The organism is Spirosoma fluminis (genome assembly GCF_054778895.1).
Window position 1 is genome coordinate 47,908 of the sequence record NZ_BAAGZD010000019.1, and the last position, 17,792, is coordinate 65,699.

The following is a 17,792-nucleotide window of genomic DNA, read 5'->3' on the forward strand; positions in this document are numbered from 1 at the left end:
CACAGACCGAATTCCCCTTTACAATTACGTATGCGTCAACTTTACCCTCGTCTGTTCTTATACATAATAACTGCTTTACTGTCCAACCTTGCACTAAGCTCACCGGTTAACGCCCAATCGTCGTCAGATAGCTTATTGTGTCCGATGCTTAAAACGAACGGCCCTCCTTCGTTATGCGCGAACAGTTACGTGCTGATTTACATGGGCTACGGCGTACCCGAAAATTGTACCTTCCAGTGGCAACTGGCCGGAAAAGATATAGACGGGGCTACGTCATCAACTTACTCGGCCCGGCAAGCGGGTACATATTCGGTACGAATACGGTCGGGAAGCCGCTCGGTGAGTTCTCAGACGATCACGATCGAAAACACCATTAACTTAGACAAACCGTATCTCTGGACGGCCGATAATGCGAGCAACCTCCCTGACCCCTGCGACGGAAGCCGTTACATGCTTTTGAACTATAACACGGGCTTAGCAACCGTTGAATGGTTTCGGGACGGCAAACCGTTTACTGAAAAACCACCAGTCATTCAGATTCACTCAGCCGTATACCAGGAATCAGGCGCTTATATTCTGGCCCGGGAAGCAGGCACGTACACAGCACGTATTACTAACGGTTCGTGTGCAGTTACAACAGAGCCTTTACCTTTCGATCCAGCTGTAAATCGGGGAAAGATTCCGGTTGAAGCTTACAATTATGCGCAGGGGGCCTGCGCTGTAACTAACCCCAGAGGCTCTCTTTTTATTCCTGACTATTATGGAAGCCGGTTTAATGTTGAATGGTACAAAGACGGGAAATTCATTGAAGGCGCTTTGCAAACGGGGCTTTTTGTCACCAGTGAGGGCACCTATACGGCTAAAGTAACTACCAAAGACAACGGCTGCTCGGGCACATCTTACCCACTTACCGTTAAATTTGACAATAATCTGCAACTATGGGCTAACCACCCAACCGGCAAGCAAACGATTTGCGAAGGTTCATTTATACCGCTTATGGTTCGTAGTTCAGCCTGGCCTGAAGAAATTACCTTTCTGAAAGATGGTAAACCTGTCGGTGACGGTACGACTTATCCATTCAAAGCGTCTGAATCAGGTACGTATACGGTACGCGTTCGGAATCGCTCTTGCACAGCTACCACAGAACCGCTATATCTTACCGTTACTCCGTCGCGGGTTCCATCCATTACCAACGCAAGCAACTGCAATGAGACATCCAAGCTGGCCGTGCAAAATCCAGTTGAGGGAGTTAGCTACGCTTGGCGTCGCAACAGTCGGACGCTTTACGACGTAACCGGCTCCACATATTCTCCTAAAACGGAAGGGTTATATTCTGTCGTTGCCACAAAGGATGGGTGCTCAACCGAATCGGTACCACACACCGTAAATCCAGTCAGTACGTTCACGCCACCTACTTTACAGATAAATCACACACCCGTAACGAAGTCAGTGGTAGCCTGTCGGCAATCGGTTACGCTGAGTTATTCCGATGTGGTTGGGCAAACGTACCAATGGCAGAAAGACGGTCAGACACTCACAAGCGCTGGCAGCCAGCTAACGATGTCACGTTCGGATCAATCCGGAACATACACGCTTCTGACATCAGTAGGCAGCTGTATGCATAGCCAATCGGCGACCATTAAAATCTATGATAACAGCTACCAGCCAACGATCAGGACCAGCGGCTCAACCAGCTTATGCCCGGGCCAGCGTGTAATGGTAACCACAAATAGCCCTCCGCAGAACGTAACATGGCAACGAGACGGCGCATTACTTCCGACAGACAGGCAGGATTCCGTAACAGTCACTCAACCCGGTTCGTATGTGGTTCGTGAGCTGGTGGCTGGCTGCGAAACAGATCAAGTCTTTTTATCGAAGCCACTGTTGATCAGCCATACTGAGCCAGCAACAGCCGCTCTTTCAGGTAGCCAGGCCATTGCGCTGGATAGCACCGCTCACCTGACGATTTTACTTTCTGGTCAGCCTCCATTTGACGTAACGTTGAGTGATGGCAGTGTCTACTCAGCAATAAGCAGTTTTAGCCTTACCCCCGCCGTTCACCCCAAACAAACCACTACGTACACACTCCGCGAGGTACGTAATAGTTGTGGTCCAGGGACGGTCAGCGGATCAGCAGACGTACGGATCATTGTTTTAGCGGCTGAGTTATCACTCAATAGCCGATTAGCCGTGAAACCGATACCAGCCTCGACCGTTTGCGACGTAACGCTTGATTGGCCAGAGGCCATGCCCGCTACCTTGGATCTTCTGAACTTATCCGGTCAAGCCGTCATAACTCAACTGTCGCCCCGTGCCCTACGATCACATGATTTCAGGCTTTCTGTGGCTGACCTGCCGACGGGGATTTACGTTATCCGCGTGGTAATTGGTAAGCAGGTCTTATCCCGAAAACTGGTTAAGCTATAGTTGATTGTTGCGAAGTTCCTTGATTGCATCCAGCAAGGCCAGCAGGTGCGCATCAGTGGTAAGCGGGTTCATGAGCGATACGCGCAGATATACGCGTCCACGTAGCGTGGTTTGTACAATATAAAAACGTCCTTCTTTCAAAAGCCGGGTGCGAATGGCGGCATTCAACTCATCAAGTTGTTCGGCGGTCAGATGCAGGTCTACGTAACGAAAGCAGACGATGTTACTCTCCGGCTCAACGGCAAGTTCAAAGCCGGGTCGCAGGCGTACCTGCTCCGCAAATCGTCGGGCCAGACCGTATAAGGTTTCGACGTTTTCGGTAAAAATGCCTTCGCCATAGGTACGTAGCACCGCGTACACCTTGGCGCTCATCATCAGCTTTGTGCACTCAAACGCTCGCTTTCCCGAGTTGAACCAGTCTTTCGCCGTTGCGTCGGTCCACAGATACTGCGCCTTTTGCTGGAACGTCCGGTAGGAATCCGCATCACGCCGGTACAGCACAGCCGTAACCAGAGCAGGTATCATCATCATTTTATGAAAGTCGATAACAACTGAATCGGCCCGTTCGATACCCTGTACCAGCGGCCGGTACGTATCCGACAACGCGGCAACGCCCCCGTGGGCCCCATCGGCATGAAACCAAAGTTTATGCTGTTCGCAAAAATCGGCAATGGCCACCAGGTCGTCGTACGAACCCGTCGAGGTTGAGCAGGCGCTACCCACAACCGCGAATACGGTTAGTCCGTTTGCCCGGGCTTGCTCCAGATAAGGTTCCAGTAAATCGGTACGCATCTGAAAGCGGTCGTTCGTGGGTACTTTGATGATGCCGCCGGTGCCGAGCCCCATAATCCGAGCGGCTCGGTCGACGCAGTAGTGAGCCTCTTCAGACACCAGAATAGCCAGGCGGGAAACGTTTCCTTCGTTGTAATACCCTTTTTCCCATATATCAGCGGGAGCGGCCACAGCACGGGCAGTAAGCAACGCGGTCAGGTTAGCCAGTGTACCACCCGACGTCAGCAGGCCCCCAGCTTCTGGCCCTAACGCCAGGCGACTGGCTAACCACTGCGTTACGATACGTTCGAGCGCATTGGCAGTCATACCCATCTCATACACAGCCATTCCCTGATTAAGCAGTCCGGTCAGCAAACCCGTCAGCGCAGCCAGCGGCAGCGGGGGCGCTACCTGATGTCCCATATACTGAGGGTTATGCAGGTGAATCGATTGCTGGATCATGCGTTCGAACAAAGCGAGTGGATTAGCCTCTACTGGCTGAGCAAAATCGGCCTGCCAATGCGCTAATTGATCATCGGGTTCTTCATAAGCCAGAACCGGGTTATCCAGTCTGCTTGCCTGAGCAAGATGATCGGCTAACAAATCGACCAATGCATGCGCCTGTTGACGAAACTGATCGGCGGAATAAGCAGTAGATAGCGGTGTGTTCATTACGTATTGAATTTTAGACAAAGCGACAGCTACGAATTGATGCCTGGAAATACTTATTTTTGGTGCACTGTTTTCACAATCGATTGTGGAAGCTGATCCGGAACTTCATTGGTTAGCTACAGACAGAGTACACTGCTGAGTGACTGTATTCCGTTAACTTAATTCGGCCCTAGATCGTATTTATGCGTAACCGATTTGCTCCTGATCATTATGCGGATGGTATTCTGGCTGGCGATCGGTTGCTGTTAAGCCAGGCCATTACGCTTGTCGAAAGCCGACGTACCGATGATCAGGCAATAGCGCAACAGGTTCTGGAACGTCTATTACCCCACACCGGCAATTCAGTGCGGATTGGTATCACCGGCGTACCGGGTGTCGGCAAAAGTACGTTTATCGAAAGTTTCGGCAAGTACCTGACCGGACAGGGGCATCGGCTGGCGGTGCTGGCCATCGACCCCACAAGTCAGCGGTCACGAGGCAGTTTGCTGGGCGACAAGACCCGAATGGACACGCTGTCGGTAGACCCCAACGCCTACATTCGTCCTTCTCCGGCCGGTGATTCATTGGGGGGTGTTGCGCACCGCACCCGTGAGACAATTCTGCTCTGCGAAGCCGCCGGGTTTGACGTAATTCTGGTTGAGACAGTCGGTGTAGGGCAATCCGAAACAGTTGTGCACGGGATGGTTGATTTCTTTTTGCTGCTCATGCTGGCCGGGGCCGGTGATGAGCTACAGGGAATGAAACGCGGTATTATGGAATTGGCCGACGCGCTCGCCATTACCAAAGCCGATGGCGATAACCAGGCATCCGCGAATCGCGCCCGTGTCGAGTATCAGAACGCTCTGCACCTCTTCCCGCCTACGGGCACCGGCTGGTTTCCCCCGGTACTTATTTGTTCGGCCCTGCTCAACAACGGAATAGCGGATTTATGGCAGATCATTCAAGAGCATCAGCAGTTGATGACCCAAACGGGTCACGGTGCAAAGCGACGCCAGGAGCAGCAACGAACCTGGTTCAGAGCGTTGCTGCAACAACAGCTGGAAACCCGGTTTTATAGCCAGCCGGGCGTACAGGAGCGGCTTAAAGAAATCGAGGCTCAGGTAACAGCCGGTACGATTCTGCCCGTTCCCGCAGTAAAACAACTCACCGTTGGCTGACGCCGGAATCGTACGAGCCGGAACGACCAAAGTCAATACGCTTCGCATCTCATAATGATTTGATGTCATTCGCCACAATGGTAAGGTCATTACCAAGTTGATGACCTCCGCCGGATAACTCGCGGAAATTCGCCCAGGGAAGTTTTTGCCTGTAAATGGCAAGATGAGCAAACGGGACCTCGTCATCATCGCGGCAGTGGTAAAAGAAAACTGGAACGTCCTTGGGCAGCCTGTCCGCAAAATTCTTTTGTAGTTTAAATCCTTCTTTCCAGTCTTCGTCACCGCTCCAGAACGGCGTAGCAATCAGGAAAATGCCTGCGCTCTTTTTGCTGACTTTGTTTTCGGAAGCATATTTTAACAGCATGGAAGCGCCTAAGGAGTGGCCGACCAAAATGGGCTTTCCCTCGATCCCCGAAACCTCCTTACCAATCTGCTCAAGCCGTCCTAAATCCGGAACTGGCTCATTCGACAAAATTGGATAGTATATGGTATACGCTTCTCCTAAGATCCCGCGCAGCGAATCAACAAGGGCAGCATCGGCCTCATAATCTTCTTCACTTCCTCCGCCCTGTATAAATAAGATATGCTTGCTAATGCTACCCATATTTGTCAGAAGATTAACGGTTGAACAGCTTACAACCGACCCATTTCTCGCGCCAGGTGCATTTAGGACAATTTGCCTCTACACACAATGAGATTACCTGCATCGGATGATAGCACATTTGTGCCCAAAAAGCCTTACCGGTACGTATTACGGACGTAAACTAGAACTTGGCTCAGGTTTTCAACCAGTTTAGCGGTAGGTCATAAAAAAAGGCAAACCATTCGTTCGCCTTTTTTAGCTAAGCAAGTCTGTACTTACGAATTGCCTAGCGTTCGATCCGGTTCGTTTGCCCGAGTCGCCGGAATAGCACCCTCTGTTGTACTCTGGTTCCAGTCAGCACCCGAGTCAGACCCGCTCATCGTAGTATCTGGCTGCTGGTAAGCTGTCATCGAGTTAGCCTCGTCGGTAGACGCATCCTCAGCATCTGTTGGCATGGGAGGTTGTCCCCAGGAAGCTCGCTTCGACTCTTCAATTTCGGCGTCAGAGGGTCCGTCATTATCCGATTCAGCCGCCAACCGTTCAATGTCTTCGTAATTGTCGGCAAAGTTGGTGTCGTTGGTATGTATTTGCCGGGATGGCAGATCGTTATCCCGTTGGATGTCGTTCAACTGGGTCAAGCCCTGTTCCGGTGCTAATCCCTGGGTACTTTGCCGTTGTTTAGACGCAAAAGACTCATCGTTCTCTTTGCGAAGTTTGCTGCTTACGCTCATAACGTTGTTGGTTTATGGTGTACTGTTTACTTTATCCGTTGCATTAGTTAATACGTCGGCGCGTGGTCGGTATCGGTACCGGTTTGGGCCACCTGTTCTGCATCGTCGACCTGATCACCGGGCGAGCCATCCTCGAAGTCGTCAGCGTCCTGCTCTTTGGCTTCTTTCTGGGCCGCTGGCGTTCCAACCTCCTCGGCTGAGGCATAATCGTCGGGTCCGTGCGTTGTCACATCCACCGTACTCGTGTTGGTTTTATCGCCGTTCGCAGCAATACTTTTCTGGGCTTCTTCTGTCACCTCCATCGTACTGTTATCCATGTCGCCCATACGAATGAGGCCATTCTTACTGTCCATATCGGTACTGCCAAATCCCCGGTTGTTGCGCCCATCCTGACCGCCCCTCACCTGCAGACTGTCGAGGCCATTGGATGAGTCGTCTATCTCATCCCTATTTTTATTGTCGGTAAGATGTACATCAGCATCAGTGTCATCGGTACCGAATGGGCCTTCTGTACGGCCAATTATCTGCGCTTCATCGCGTTCTACATCTTTCTCGTCTTTCATAACTTTGAGTCGATTAATTGTATAGAATAACCCTGAATTCTTCAAAAGGTTTGGGTCTGCTCCATGGGTGTACTTCTCCAGTTCCGATGCATTCTCACTAGATAGGTAGGGTAAACAGCTTTGTACGAAACAGGCCCCGGTAGCTACCGAAAAATTAATATACATACCGAAAAATAGACATCATCTCTGATCAACTATGAACTAAGCCAGATTAGCTATTACCTTTCCGACTGAAATGTACGGGTAGCATAGCCAGGTGAACACCAGTTGGTAGCCGCCGGTCAAATCTGTTCCGAGTTTGGAACAGATTCTCTAGTCGAACTGCACTTTAATAGTTGGATAAAGCGTAATGCAGAAAGCAGACCGGCCTTGTCGATCTGCTTTTTTATTGGCTCAAAACAAAAAGGAGACCACCTAGCCGGTGGTCTCCTTTTTTACTTAAAGTTTATTCGCAAACTTAATCTACGTCCCAGAACAAGCGAGTGCTGAAGACATCCACAGTGCCCTGAGCCTCCACGTTAGCCGCGTTCGAGCCAGATTCTGTATTTGGGTAGAAGAAGCGTACCGGACGTTTTGCATCCGTCACCTGAACGCTTTGTGGGATGTTCGGCTGGTTCGTACGTCTGTATTCTGCCCAGGCTTCCAACCCATTCAAGTTGATCAGCGAAATCCATTTCTGAATGGCAATGGCCACTAACTTATCAGTTGACGCATCCCAGTCGTAATTGTTAATTTTACTGCTTTTAAAGGCTTCAGCACCCGCTACGTTAGCGCCTAAAACACGGAACGACTGCTTGATCCCTTCTTCAAAATACGCTTTAGCTGCATTCGGAAGCGTTATATCTGCGTAACGTTGTTTTGCTTCGGCCAGCAGAAACTGCACTTCAGCCGCTGTCATGATAATGTAAGGACGGCTGTAATCGCCTTTTACGATCAGGCTTGGTCCTAACGAAACGGTGTTCGCAGGAAGGTACCCCGAACTTGCTCCAAAGGGAGTACCCGAATAATTTGCCATAACTTCTTTTTGGGTGCTTACACCTGGATTACTTCCGTTCTCGCCACCGTTGGCATAGGCGATCCGCTTCAACCGCAGGGTGTCACCCGCCGTTTTCAGGCTGTTGACAACAAACTGCGATATACGGGGGAAGTTATTCAAAGCCCGTTTTGCACCGTTGGCATCGTATCCCCAGCGGTCATAAACCGGGTTCAATTTACCGGCCGTAGCCAAGTAAAACGAAGGGCCACCGATACCAACATCTTCGCCGGTAAGAAATCCCGATCCTTCGGTTACGATCTTGTTTACCTCCGTCTTGATGTAAGCTTCGCGGCCAGCCACCTTAGACTGACGAATCAGAATGCGCATCTTCAGCGAGTTGGCAAACTGAGCCCATTTCGTAACGTTCCCTCTGAAGATAATGTCAGATCCGTTGAACGCACTGGCGAATGGATTAGCTTTTAAATCCACAATAGCTTCGTCCAGCAACGTAATCAACGATTCATAAATGGTCTTCTGATCATCAAACTTTGGTGCCAATACTGCGCTTCCTTTCAGGGCGTCGGTATACGGTACGTTACCATACATATCAACCAACTGCTGAAACAGCATGGCTTTCATTACCTTAGCCGGTCCTTTCAGGTATTTCTGACTGTTGGCATCGGCATTATTGATTACGTACTGATAATCCTGCAGATTATCGTAGTAGCCATCCCAGTAGTTGAAATCACCGTTGGTGAAGTTGTAGGCAAACTGCGTAGTACTGATGATGTACCCATTCCCCTGCGACCATTGTCCTGACCAGTAAAAACCAACTTCGCTTGATCCCTGACCGTCCGTATTACCGGCTATATTCCGCGCTGTCGTGTTCAGGGCATTGGTGAAAACAAAACTTGGTGATGCAGTTGGCAATACATTGGGGTTTGTATTAATATCTAAGAAAGATTTATTACAACCACTACCAACCACGGCCACAAAAGCGGCTATGAATAATGATTTTAATTTCATATTAAATCAAAGTCGATGGTTTACTAGAACGTAAGATTGATGTTTACACCATACTGACGTACTGGTGGGGTCTGCCCGGTTGTATTGATACCGATACCAAGGGCTGACGTTGCGGTTGGCGTTGCTGTGCTGCCTGGCGTTGGGTTACCCTGGTAGCTGAACTCAGGATCCGTGTAGTAGTTCAGTTTGTCTACAATCGTGAACAGGTTCCGGCCGTAAAGCGCAATGCTGGCCCCTGAGAAGATCTTTGTTTTGCTCATCAGGCTTTGTGGCAGGCGATACGCCAGGTTAATGTCCCGAAGTTTGATGAACCAGGCTGGCGTAACGAAGTTCTCTGATACCAACCGATAGTTATCAACCCACAGGGCATACTCCGCTTCACGTACATTAACAGTCGTGTTCGGAATAACCGTTTTGCCATCAGCATCCAGATAAGCCGAGTTCGGGAAGATGTGCGGAGCCCGGTTTTCGGTCCACTTACCCGTTCCGGTGAACGTCATCTGGCGACCCAGATCGCTGAACATCACGTTACCGCCCCGATATTCGAAGTTAAACGTAAAGGCTAGATCACCGTACTCGATTTTCGAGCCCAGACCAGCAATATGGCGGGGAAGCACACCACCGCGCGATGACAAGGTGGTCTGGCGGAGTGGGTAGCCCGTTATCGAGTTCACCAGCACACGACCCGATCCATCCGGAGCGTATTGATAGCCGTCCGTTTTCAGGATTGGAAACCGCTCACCCTTGATTACGTTCGTGTTGGCATACGCAAATCCTCCGTACTGGAACTCGTTGATGCCTGGGTACAGATCAAGTACTTTGTTGTCGTTGTACGAATACCGAACACTCGCATCCCAGGAGAATTTACCGCCCCGCGCAATCAGGTATTTCAACTCGGCTTCGTACCCCCAGTTTTTGGTTTCGCCGACGTTGATCAGCAGGTTGCTAAAACCAGTTGAGTTTGGAACCCGAACGGTAATTACCTGGCCCTTTGAATTCTGGGTATACGCCGACACATCAATATTGACGCGGTTGTTGAACAATTGGAATTCGCCACCAATTTCGGTCGAATAAACCGTTTCAGGTTTCAGACTGGCATCGGGTAAGATGTTACCAACGGTCAGACCAACGGTGTTGCCATAAGGGAAGCCCGTACCATTGCCGTACGCCAGATCGAGACCGTATAAGGGAATATTGTCGTTAGCGTTCTTATTGGCGTTTACGCGAATCTTCGCGTAGTTCAGGACATCGTTGCGAATACCTGGGAAAGCGTCTGTTGGAATGAACGAAAGAGCAGCACCGTAGTACGGATACGACCAGGTATTGGCGGGACGATCTGGCTTATAGAACCGAGACGTAGCGTCGAAACGGAACGTACCGTTCAGAATCAGCCAGTTTTTGTAGTTCATAGTTAAGTCAGCGTAGTACCCATACCGACGCTCCTGCGTGGTTGCTTCACCCCCGGTCAATTCACCCTGGCGGTTCGCTACGTTATAGACGTCGGGTACAACAATTGAACTTGACCCAACACCAATGGCTTTGGTCGTACGCTGGTAAATGCTGTTCCCCAGGATTAATTTGTTGGTGAACGGACCAAAATCCTTCGTCAGGTGAACCTGGAACTCGTTGTTAACGACGTTCTCCGTGTTCGAGTAATCTAACACACCACCCAAGATGTCGGTGATTGCGCGGTAGATGCCCGTACCATCGCCATCGTGATAAAAGGGAGCCGGAACAAACGATTTTGTTTTCGCCCAGTCCGAATACAGGAATTTACCCGTGGTATTTTTGCCCGTCCGGGAGTTGTTCATCACCCCTAAACGCTCTGTAATCATCAGCCAGGAAGTTGGCTTATAGTTCAGGTTCAGGTTACCGTTCAGGTTGGCATCTTTGTATTTCATCCGATTGTTGTCGGCATTGAAATACGGGTTGTTGTAATAGTCGTTATAGAAACCGTTCGGATTAGCCAGCGGATTGGTCTGCCAGTTGCGCAGGTCGTTCAGGGGCAGGTTGGCTGGCTGGTTGAGTACATCGTTATAGAAATCAGACGATGTACGGTCGTAAACAGCCTGCGTAAAGCCGACGTTAAAACCCGCGGTCAGTTTACCGTATTCTTTGGTAGCCGACAAGCGTGCACCCGTACGTTCGCTTTGGTCATTCGGCACAATCCCGGCTATCTTCTGGTTTTCCAGCGACAAATAAAACGAACTGGTTTCGTCGCCCCCCTGGAAGCTAACCTGATTGTTCATCGACACACCCGTGTTGAACGCTTTCCGGCGGGCATTCGGAATAGCCGAGTATGGGATAATGAGCTGGCTGCCATCCTCAGCGGTCCGCCCCTGAATCCGCAGCGATCCATCAAACTGATCCCCATACTGCTGGTTTTCGTAGGGCCGCCAGTTTTCTTTCAGCCGTACCAGATAGTCGTTGCTGTAACCAGCCGTACCGAACGATGGGTAATAGTGAGACCCCGAACCGAACTTGTCCTGAATCTGCGGCAGAAAACTGATGTCCTCAAAGTTGGTACTGTTTGAATACGATACTTTGAGTTTTCCTTTTACGCCTTTTTTAGTGGTGATGATGATGGCACCGTTGATACCAGCCGACCCGTACAACGTAGCTGCCTGTCCACCTTTCAGGATAGACACGCTCTCGATGTCGTTGGGGTTGATCAGGGCCAGTATGGTCGATGTCGTCTGCATACCATCCAGCACGACCAGCGCTTCGTTGTTACCGGTCAGCGAGCGATACCCACGTAACACAACCTTTACGGCTGGGTCAACGCTGTTGTTTACGTTGTAAACGGCCAGACCGGTTACTTTACCCGAAAGCGCCTGCGCTAACTGGGGCGAACGGCCAACGGTTACGTCTTCTGTTTCTACTTTAGAAACAGCATACCCAATCTCACGCTGACTTTTCCGGATACCCTGCGCCGTTACTACAACTTCCTGAAGTTGCGAAGCGTCGGGCTTTAATGAAAAATTCAATGACGTCTGATTGTCAACCTTAATCGTTTGGGAAGTAAAGCCAATGAAGCTGGCGTTTAGTACTTCGCCTTTTGACGCATTGATTCGATAGATGCCTTCAGCATCTGTCGTGGCACCGCGTGTTGTGCCTTTTACCGAGATGTTAACCCCTGGTAGTGCAGATCCGTCCTCTGATGAAGTGACCTTTCCGGTGATGGCCAGGTCCTGGGCCAGCAAAGGAATAGCGAATAAACACAGTATAAACTGTGCTAGTAAAAATTTACGCATAGAACGTCGTTTAAGTTAAGAAGTAGTACTTAAATAATATCCACTACCCCAAAGTAAAGTAAATTTATTGAGACAAGATTTTGCAAAGCTCATTTTTTTTTCAATCATCCCTTACTATTCGGCCTGTCAGCAAAATAATGTTCTGAATAATAGCGGTTGATGGATAAATTGTATAGAGTACCTTAACTAAGTATGGTTTCGCCTTACTTGAACGCAATTAAGTACTGAGCGAGGACCAATCGCTGGCTATACAATAGGCAACAGGGCCACACTCAAAAGTGAATCTGGCCCTGTTGGATGATTTGCCTGTTAAATCCCAGTTCTTGAAAAATTAGTCGCTGAATTTTGCCGCTTTTGAGTAAATGGCGTCTTTACTTTTATATATCCATTAGTCGACTGTTTTTCGCTAACATATACTCGATACGTTCCCACTACTCAGAGTCAAAATTGCTTACTTCTTAGATAAACTAAGTAAACACCAGTTTGTAAAACATTACGAATCATTGTCTGTTGTTTATCACTAGTAGTTATCATTAGCCATTTTACCCATAGAATATATCTTTTAAACGATCTGTACAAAATATACTTTCGAAAGTATAGAATTTTAGTAAGTAATTCCTACAGTTATACCTAAGTAATAACCCACAATAATACAATTAATGCATTAAAATAAGATTAAAGGGTTTCGTATCGAAATTAGGCATTTAGAGGCTTTTCTATCTATAAATTATGGTTGTGAGTGCCTTTTGGCAAACAAAAGGTTCGTTTTTTGGTAGATAAGTCTTTAATTTTGTTGAAAAATTAGTTTTATAGTTCAAACAAATCTCCATCAACTTTTATGAGAAAAGTTCTAATTGGAAGTTGGCTCATGTCACTGCTGTTCTGTTTGCCGCTGATGGCGCAGGATGCCGTTGTGACGGGTCTCGTTACTTCATCGGATGATGGCTCAGCCCTACCCGGCGTGAGTATTGTTGTAAAAGGAACAAGCCGGGGAACAACGACAGATGCGAATGGGGCGTACCGGATTAACGCCGGCGGAAACGCGACCCTGACGTTCTCCTTCGTAGGGTTCAAATCGCAGGATGTCGCAGTTGGGAATCGCAGTTCGGTTAACGTCGTCTTGCAGAATGATGCCTCTACCCTGAACGAAGTCGTCGTGACGGGATTCGGTATCCGTCGGACTGAACGGGAAATCGGTACGTCGGTTACGAAAATCAACAGCTCGCAGATCAATCAGGCCGCTCCGGTTAACATTGCCAATGGGTTGACGGGTAAAGTTGCCGGTTTGCAGGTCAACTTAACCAACAACGCTGTAGGGTCGACTCCACGCTTAACGATACGTGGTAACCGCTCCTTCCTCGGAAACAACCAGGCCTTGCTGGTTGTCGATGGTGCACTCACGGATATTGCATTTCTTTCATCTATCAACCCCAACGATATTGAAAGCACAACTATCTTAAAAGGTCCCAGTGCAGCGGCTTTGTACGGGTCAGATGCCTCCAACGGCGTATTAGTAATTACCACCAAGCGCGGTACCACTAATAACCGGCCACAAATCTCGTATACAAACAATACTCAGTTCGAGAGTGTATCGTACATGCCGACGCTCCAGAATAGCTATGGCTCGAACGGTGGCGAAGGCGCTCCGTTTATCGACGCCAACGGCCAGCGGTTGTACGTTCCCTACGAAAACCAGCAGTTCGGTCCCGCCTTTAATGGTTCTATGCAGCCACTTGGTTATGGCGTTCAGGTGCGAAATCCGGACGGATCGCTTCGTGTGGACACGTTGATGGTTCCGTATTCTGCTTTGGCGAAAGACCCGCGTAAAGCGTTCTTCAACACGGGTGCTACGGTACAGCATGATTTATCGTACCGGATTGGGGATGCACAAAACTTTTTTGGCTTAGGCATTCAGCGGGTTGACCAGAGCGGTATCGTTCCCAACGACCGGTTCAGCCGTACGAACCTCCTGGTGAACGGTGGCCGCACCATTGACAAGTTCACAGTTACGGCAAAGGCAAACTTTACCTACCAGAACCGTAACCTGGAGAATGGCGATTTCGGCCAAGGTCGTCCGGTTTACTGGAACTTGCTGAACCAGCCCGCACACGCTCCCTTAACCGACCCACGGATCAAGGACATTACGTCTCCCTACGGCGATGTAAACGGCTTCTTCAATGCGTACTACCCAAACCCGTGGTGGCAGGTAACCGGCGACAATTCGCGGGCGGTAACGAATCAGTATAACTTCCAGGGTTACGCCGACGTTGCCTATCAGTTCACGAAATGGCTGAACGTATTATACCGCGTGTCGGGCCAGGTATCGAACCAGCAGTTCAAATCACACGTGGCCGACGTTACGTTCAGTGATTATGCCATCGGTGACCCCTGGGGTGCTGGTAACATCGCGTCGTCGGTACAACACCGCAGCGCTACCGTTACTGACCAGACCGACACACGCACCCGCTTTACGGGCGACCTGCTGGTTTCGATTACGCCAACCTTCGGTGATTTCACCACCAAGTTAATTCTGGGCCAGCAAACCCGTACGGACTATCGTCGCAACACGTATGCCAACGCGGCAGCCCTGGTGATTCCCGGCGTATATAATATCTCGAACCGACTGGGTGAACCAAATGTATCGGAATACAACGCACAGAGCCGCCTGCTGGGTGCATTCGGTGACCTGACCATCGGCTACCGCGATATGTTCTTCCTGCACGCGACCGGACGTAACGACTGGACATCGCTGCTGGCTCCTGACAACCGGTCGTTCTTCTACCCCAGCGTTGATGCATCGGTAATTCTGACCGAAGCCCTGCCTTCTCTGAAGAACGGAAATGCCCTAACGTACTTGAAACTGCGCGGTGGTATTGCCAAAGCGGGTAATGTGAACGTAGCAGCCTATCAGCTCCAGAACGTGTTTAACCCCGGCACTAACCAGTCTTCGGGCGGTAATCCAGCCTCGGGGGGTACCCAGTTCCCGTTCGGCAGCCAGCCTGGCTTTGAGCTAGGAAACACGCAGAATGACCCCAACCTGAAGCCTGAATTCACGACCAACCGCGAAGTAGGCGTTGAAGTTGGGTTGTTCGACCGGATCAACCTGGAAGCCGTGTACTACACGACTACAACGACGAACCAGACCGTACCGATTCAGATCTCGCGCGCTACGGGCTACACCTCAGCCCTGATCAATACGGGTTCAATGGAGAACCGGGGCATCGAGCTGGAACTGCGTACGCTACGTCCAATCGTTAACACGGGTGGCTTTACCTGGAATATCAACACGAACTATACCTTCCTCGACAACAAGGTGACGTCGGTTTATCCAGGTCTTGACCGCATCAATATTCCGCTCACCGATGGTTCAGGTTCGTCGGTATACGCGGCCGTTGGTCAGCCATACCCAGCCTTGTATTTATCGGACATTCAACGGGTGACTGACCAGAACAGCCCATACTATGGCCAGGCCATTGTTAACTCGACCACGGGTTATCCAATTCTGGACCCCACAATCCGGTACTTTGGTACAACCCAGCCGCGCCATCGCTTCGGCCTGACCAATACGTTTGGCTACAAGGATTTCACCCTGTCGGCGGTAGTTGAATACCGGGGCGGCAACGTGATCTACAACCAGCTTGGCAACGCACTCGAGTTCACGGGAGCCGGCATTCGGTCAACTTATAATGGCCGTCAGAATTTCGTCTATCCGAACTCGGTTATTCAAACGGGCAGCGATGATCAGGGCAATCCAACCTACGCGCCGAACACGAGCGTATCGACCCGGGATGGTAATCTGGAATTCTGGACGAATTCAGGTTTCCATAATGCCGCGTCGAGCTACGTAACGAGCGCAGCGTTCTGGAAACTACGGGAAGTGGTGTTAGGCTATAACGTACCGGCTGCGTTCCTGAGCAAAACCAAATTCCTGAAGACGCTGAACGTAGCCCTTACCGGCCGGAATCTGCTGCTGCTACGTCCGAAAACAAACGTTTTCTCCGATCCGGAATTCTCGCTGGATAACAGTAACGCACAGGGAACAACAAATGAATACCAGACCCCGCCTACGCGGTTCTACGGTTTCCGGGTAAGCGTTGGGTTCTAATCTTAATCAACAACTAACAATGTTCAACATAAAGAAAATAACGGTTGGGGCATTAGTCGCGTTGCTGGCGGTATCGTCGAGCTGCAAAGACGACTATCTCGACATCAACAATAATCCCAACCAGGCGACCTCGGCAACGCCCGAGCTGGTTTTGCCTAGTGCGTTAGCGTCTACCGCCAGTTATATACAAACCCGTTTCCCCTTCCTGAATCTTTGGATGGGCTACTGGAACTGGAGCGGTAACTACTCGATTGGTACGTCGGATAAAAACTATCAGTTTACCAACTCCTTCGGCGCGGGTATCTGGGACAATGGCTACCTGATCCTGAAGAACTATAACTACATCGATACGCAGGGCGCGGCCTTAAACCAGCCGGTTGTGCAGGGGATGGCCAAAATTATGAAAGCGTTACACTTTCAGATTCTGGTCGATACCTACGGCAACGTACCATATACCGAAGCCCTGTCGGGTGTAGCTACCGCAGCGCCCAAATACGACGATCAGGTAACGATTTACGAAGACCTGTTCAAGCAGATCGACGCAGCGCTGACCTTGTTCGATCAGGCCGACGAGGTAGCGGCTCAGGGTGGTACCGTGCGGAATCCGGGCTCGAACGACATCATGTTTCAGGGCGACCTGGAGCTGTGGCGGAAGTTTGCCAACACGCTGAAACTGCGGATGCTACTGCGTCAGTCCGAAAAACCGGATCGGCAGGCGTTTATCCAGGCGCAACTGGCTACGCTGAAAGCTTCGGAATACGGGTTCCTGGGCGAAGGCGAAACTGCCGCTGTCAACCCCGGCTATAGCAACTCGGCCAACCGGCAGAATCCGTTCTACGGCAACTTTGGCAGCACAGTAACGGGTACGCCCACGGAACTGAACAACCAGTACAAGGGCAACAAGTTCGCCATTGACTTTTATCAGCAAACGAACGATCCGCGCCTGGGCCGGTTCTATTTCCCCGTGGGCGGAACAGGTACTACGTTTAATGCGACACTCTTCGGGACCATCAATCCGCTGGTGAACAGCCAGGTATCGGCTATCGGACCGGCTTTGCTCGAAAGTGCAGATCAGGATGCGATTATCCTGGCTTCGCACGAGTCGCTGTTCCTGCAAGCCGAAGCAGCTCAGCGGGGCTGGATTACCGGCACACCCCAGACGTTCTACGAGGAAGCGATTACCGAATCGTTCCTGAATGTCGGGCTGACCGCTGCGCAGGCGGCTACGTACTACGCGCAAGCCGTAAACAACGTGGGCTGGGAAGCGTCAACGAACAAGCTTCAGGCGATCATTACCCAGAAATGGGCGTCGCTCAACGGGTTTAATCCGTTCGAATCCTGGTCTGATTACCGGCGGTTAGGCTATCCGAACGTACCGATCTCGCAGGACCCAAGCACAACCATCCGGCAAATTCCGGTACGTCTGCTGTATCCGCAGAGCGAGTTTAACTATAACCAGACCAATGTGAACGCACAGGGAACGGTTAGTCAGTTTACGACAAAGATTTTCTGGGAGAAATAAGCGAT

The 17,792-nt window shown here is 50.3% G+C and carries 10 protein-coding genes; 4 read left to right on the plus strand and 6 right to left on the minus strand.

Features of this window, described 5'->3' with window-relative positions; all coding sequences use genetic code 11:
- Positions 1 to 144 precede the first annotated feature (144 nt).
- The gene (locus tag ACYVBJ_RS19240; protein ID WP_460983932.1) at positions 145 to 2,427 is read left to right on the plus strand and encodes a T9SS type A sorting domain-containing protein; all 2,283 of its coding nucleotides are present in this window, start codon (positions 145 to 147) and stop codon (positions 2,425 to 2,427) included.
- Here ACYVBJ_RS19240 and ACYVBJ_RS19245 read toward each other — a convergent pair.
- Complete coding sequence (locus ACYVBJ_RS19245) at positions 2,422 to 3,870, minus strand: pyridoxal phosphate-dependent decarboxylase family protein (RefSeq protein ID WP_460983933.1); 1,449 nt, start codon at positions 3,868 to 3,870, stop codon at positions 2,422 to 2,424. The genes ACYVBJ_RS19240 and ACYVBJ_RS19245 overlap by 6 nt on opposite strands.
- A 182-nt stretch (positions 3,871 to 4,052) precedes the next feature.
- Here ACYVBJ_RS19245 and meaB point away from each other — a divergent pair, with 182 nt between their 5' ends.
- Entirely contained in the window at positions 4,053 to 5,027 is a 975-nt protein-coding gene (gene meaB / locus ACYVBJ_RS19250) for a methylmalonyl Co-A mutase-associated GTPase MeaB (protein WP_460983934.1), read from the plus strand.
- Positions 5,028 to 5,076: 49 nt separating this feature from the next.
- On the opposite strand, the gene ACYVBJ_RS19255 is transcribed toward meaB, so the two are convergent.
- The 5 genes from ACYVBJ_RS19255 to ACYVBJ_RS19275 all read right to left on the minus strand — a co-directional run bounded on the left by ACYVBJ_RS19255 (position 5,077) and on the right by ACYVBJ_RS19275 (position 12,160).
- On the minus strand, positions 5,077 to 5,631 hold the full coding sequence (locus tag ACYVBJ_RS19255) for an alpha/beta hydrolase (protein ID WP_460983935.1): 555 nt from the start codon (positions 5,629 to 5,631) through the stop codon (positions 5,077 to 5,079).
- 254 nt (positions 5,632 to 5,885) lie between these two features.
- Entirely contained in the window at positions 5,886 to 6,341 is a 456-nt protein-coding gene (locus tag ACYVBJ_RS19260; RefSeq protein ID WP_460983936.1) for a hypothetical protein, read from the minus strand.
- 47 nt (positions 6,342 to 6,388) lie between these two features.
- Complete coding sequence (locus tag ACYVBJ_RS19265; protein WP_460983937.1) at positions 6,389 to 6,904, minus strand: hypothetical protein; 516 nt, start codon at positions 6,902 to 6,904, stop codon at positions 6,389 to 6,391.
- A 457-nt stretch (positions 6,905 to 7,361) separates the two neighbouring features.
- Positions 7,362 to 8,906 carry a SusD/RagB family nutrient-binding outer membrane lipoprotein gene (locus ACYVBJ_RS19270; protein WP_460983938.1) on the minus strand — a complete coding sequence of 515 codons (1,545 nt, stop codon included), beginning with the start codon at positions 8,904 to 8,906 and terminating at the stop codon, positions 7,362 to 7,364.
- A 23-nt stretch (positions 8,907 to 8,929) separates the two neighbouring features.
- Positions 8,930 to 12,160 (minus strand): SusC/RagA family TonB-linked outer membrane protein, encoded by a 3,231-nt coding sequence (locus ACYVBJ_RS19275; protein WP_460983939.1) that lies wholly within the window; start codon positions 12,158 to 12,160, stop codon positions 8,930 to 8,932.
- An 838-nt stretch (positions 12,161 to 12,998) separates the two neighbouring features.
- On the opposite strand from ACYVBJ_RS19275, the gene ACYVBJ_RS19280 reads away from it, so the two are divergent.
- Positions 12,999 to 16,265, plus strand: coding sequence for a SusC/RagA family TonB-linked outer membrane protein (locus ACYVBJ_RS19280; RefSeq protein WP_460983940.1), 3,267 nt, complete (start codon positions 12,999 to 13,001; stop codon positions 16,263 to 16,265).
- 19 nt (positions 16,266 to 16,284) lie between these two features.
- Positions 16,285 to 17,787, plus strand: a complete 1,503-nt coding sequence (locus ACYVBJ_RS19285) for a SusD/RagB family nutrient-binding outer membrane lipoprotein (RefSeq protein ID WP_460983941.1) — start codon at positions 16,285 to 16,287, stop codon at positions 17,785 to 17,787.
- Positions 17,788 to 17,792 lie beyond the last annotated feature (5 nt).

Bases quoted from the DNA above. Each gene is read 5' to 3' on its own strand.
- ACYVBJ_RS19240 (WP_460983932.1), top strand. From the start codon at position 145: ATGCTTAAAACGAACGGCCCTCCTTCGTTATGCGCGAACAGTTACGTG.
- ACYVBJ_RS19245 (WP_460983933.1), bottom strand. From the start codon at position 3,870: ATGAACACACCGCTATCTACTGCTTATTCCGCCGATCAGTTTCGTCAA.
- meaB (WP_460983934.1), top strand. From the start codon at position 4,053: ATGCGTAACCGATTTGCTCCTGATCATTATGCGGATGGTATTCTGGCT.
- ACYVBJ_RS19255 (WP_460983935.1), bottom strand. From the start codon at position 5,631: ATGGGTAGCATTAGCAAGCATATCTTATTTATACAGGGCGGAGGAAGT.
- ACYVBJ_RS19260 (WP_460983936.1), bottom strand. From the start codon at position 6,341: ATGAGCGTAAGCAGCAAACTTCGCAAAGAGAACGATGAGTCTTTTGCG.
- ACYVBJ_RS19265 (WP_460983937.1), bottom strand. From the start codon at position 6,904: ATGAAAGACGAGAAAGATGTAGAACGCGATGAAGCGCAGATAATTGGC.
- ACYVBJ_RS19270 (WP_460983938.1), bottom strand. From the start codon at position 8,906: ATGAAATTAAAATCATTATTCATAGCCGCTTTTGTGGCCGTGGTTGGT.
- ACYVBJ_RS19275 (WP_460983939.1), bottom strand. From the start codon at position 12,160: ATGCGTAAATTTTTACTAGCACAGTTTATACTGTGTTTATTCGCTATT.
- ACYVBJ_RS19280 (WP_460983940.1), top strand. From the start codon at position 12,999: ATGAGAAAAGTTCTAATTGGAAGTTGGCTCATGTCACTGCTGTTCTGT.
- ACYVBJ_RS19285 (WP_460983941.1), top strand. From the start codon at position 16,285: ATGTTCAACATAAAGAAAATAACGGTTGGGGCATTAGTCGCGTTGCTG.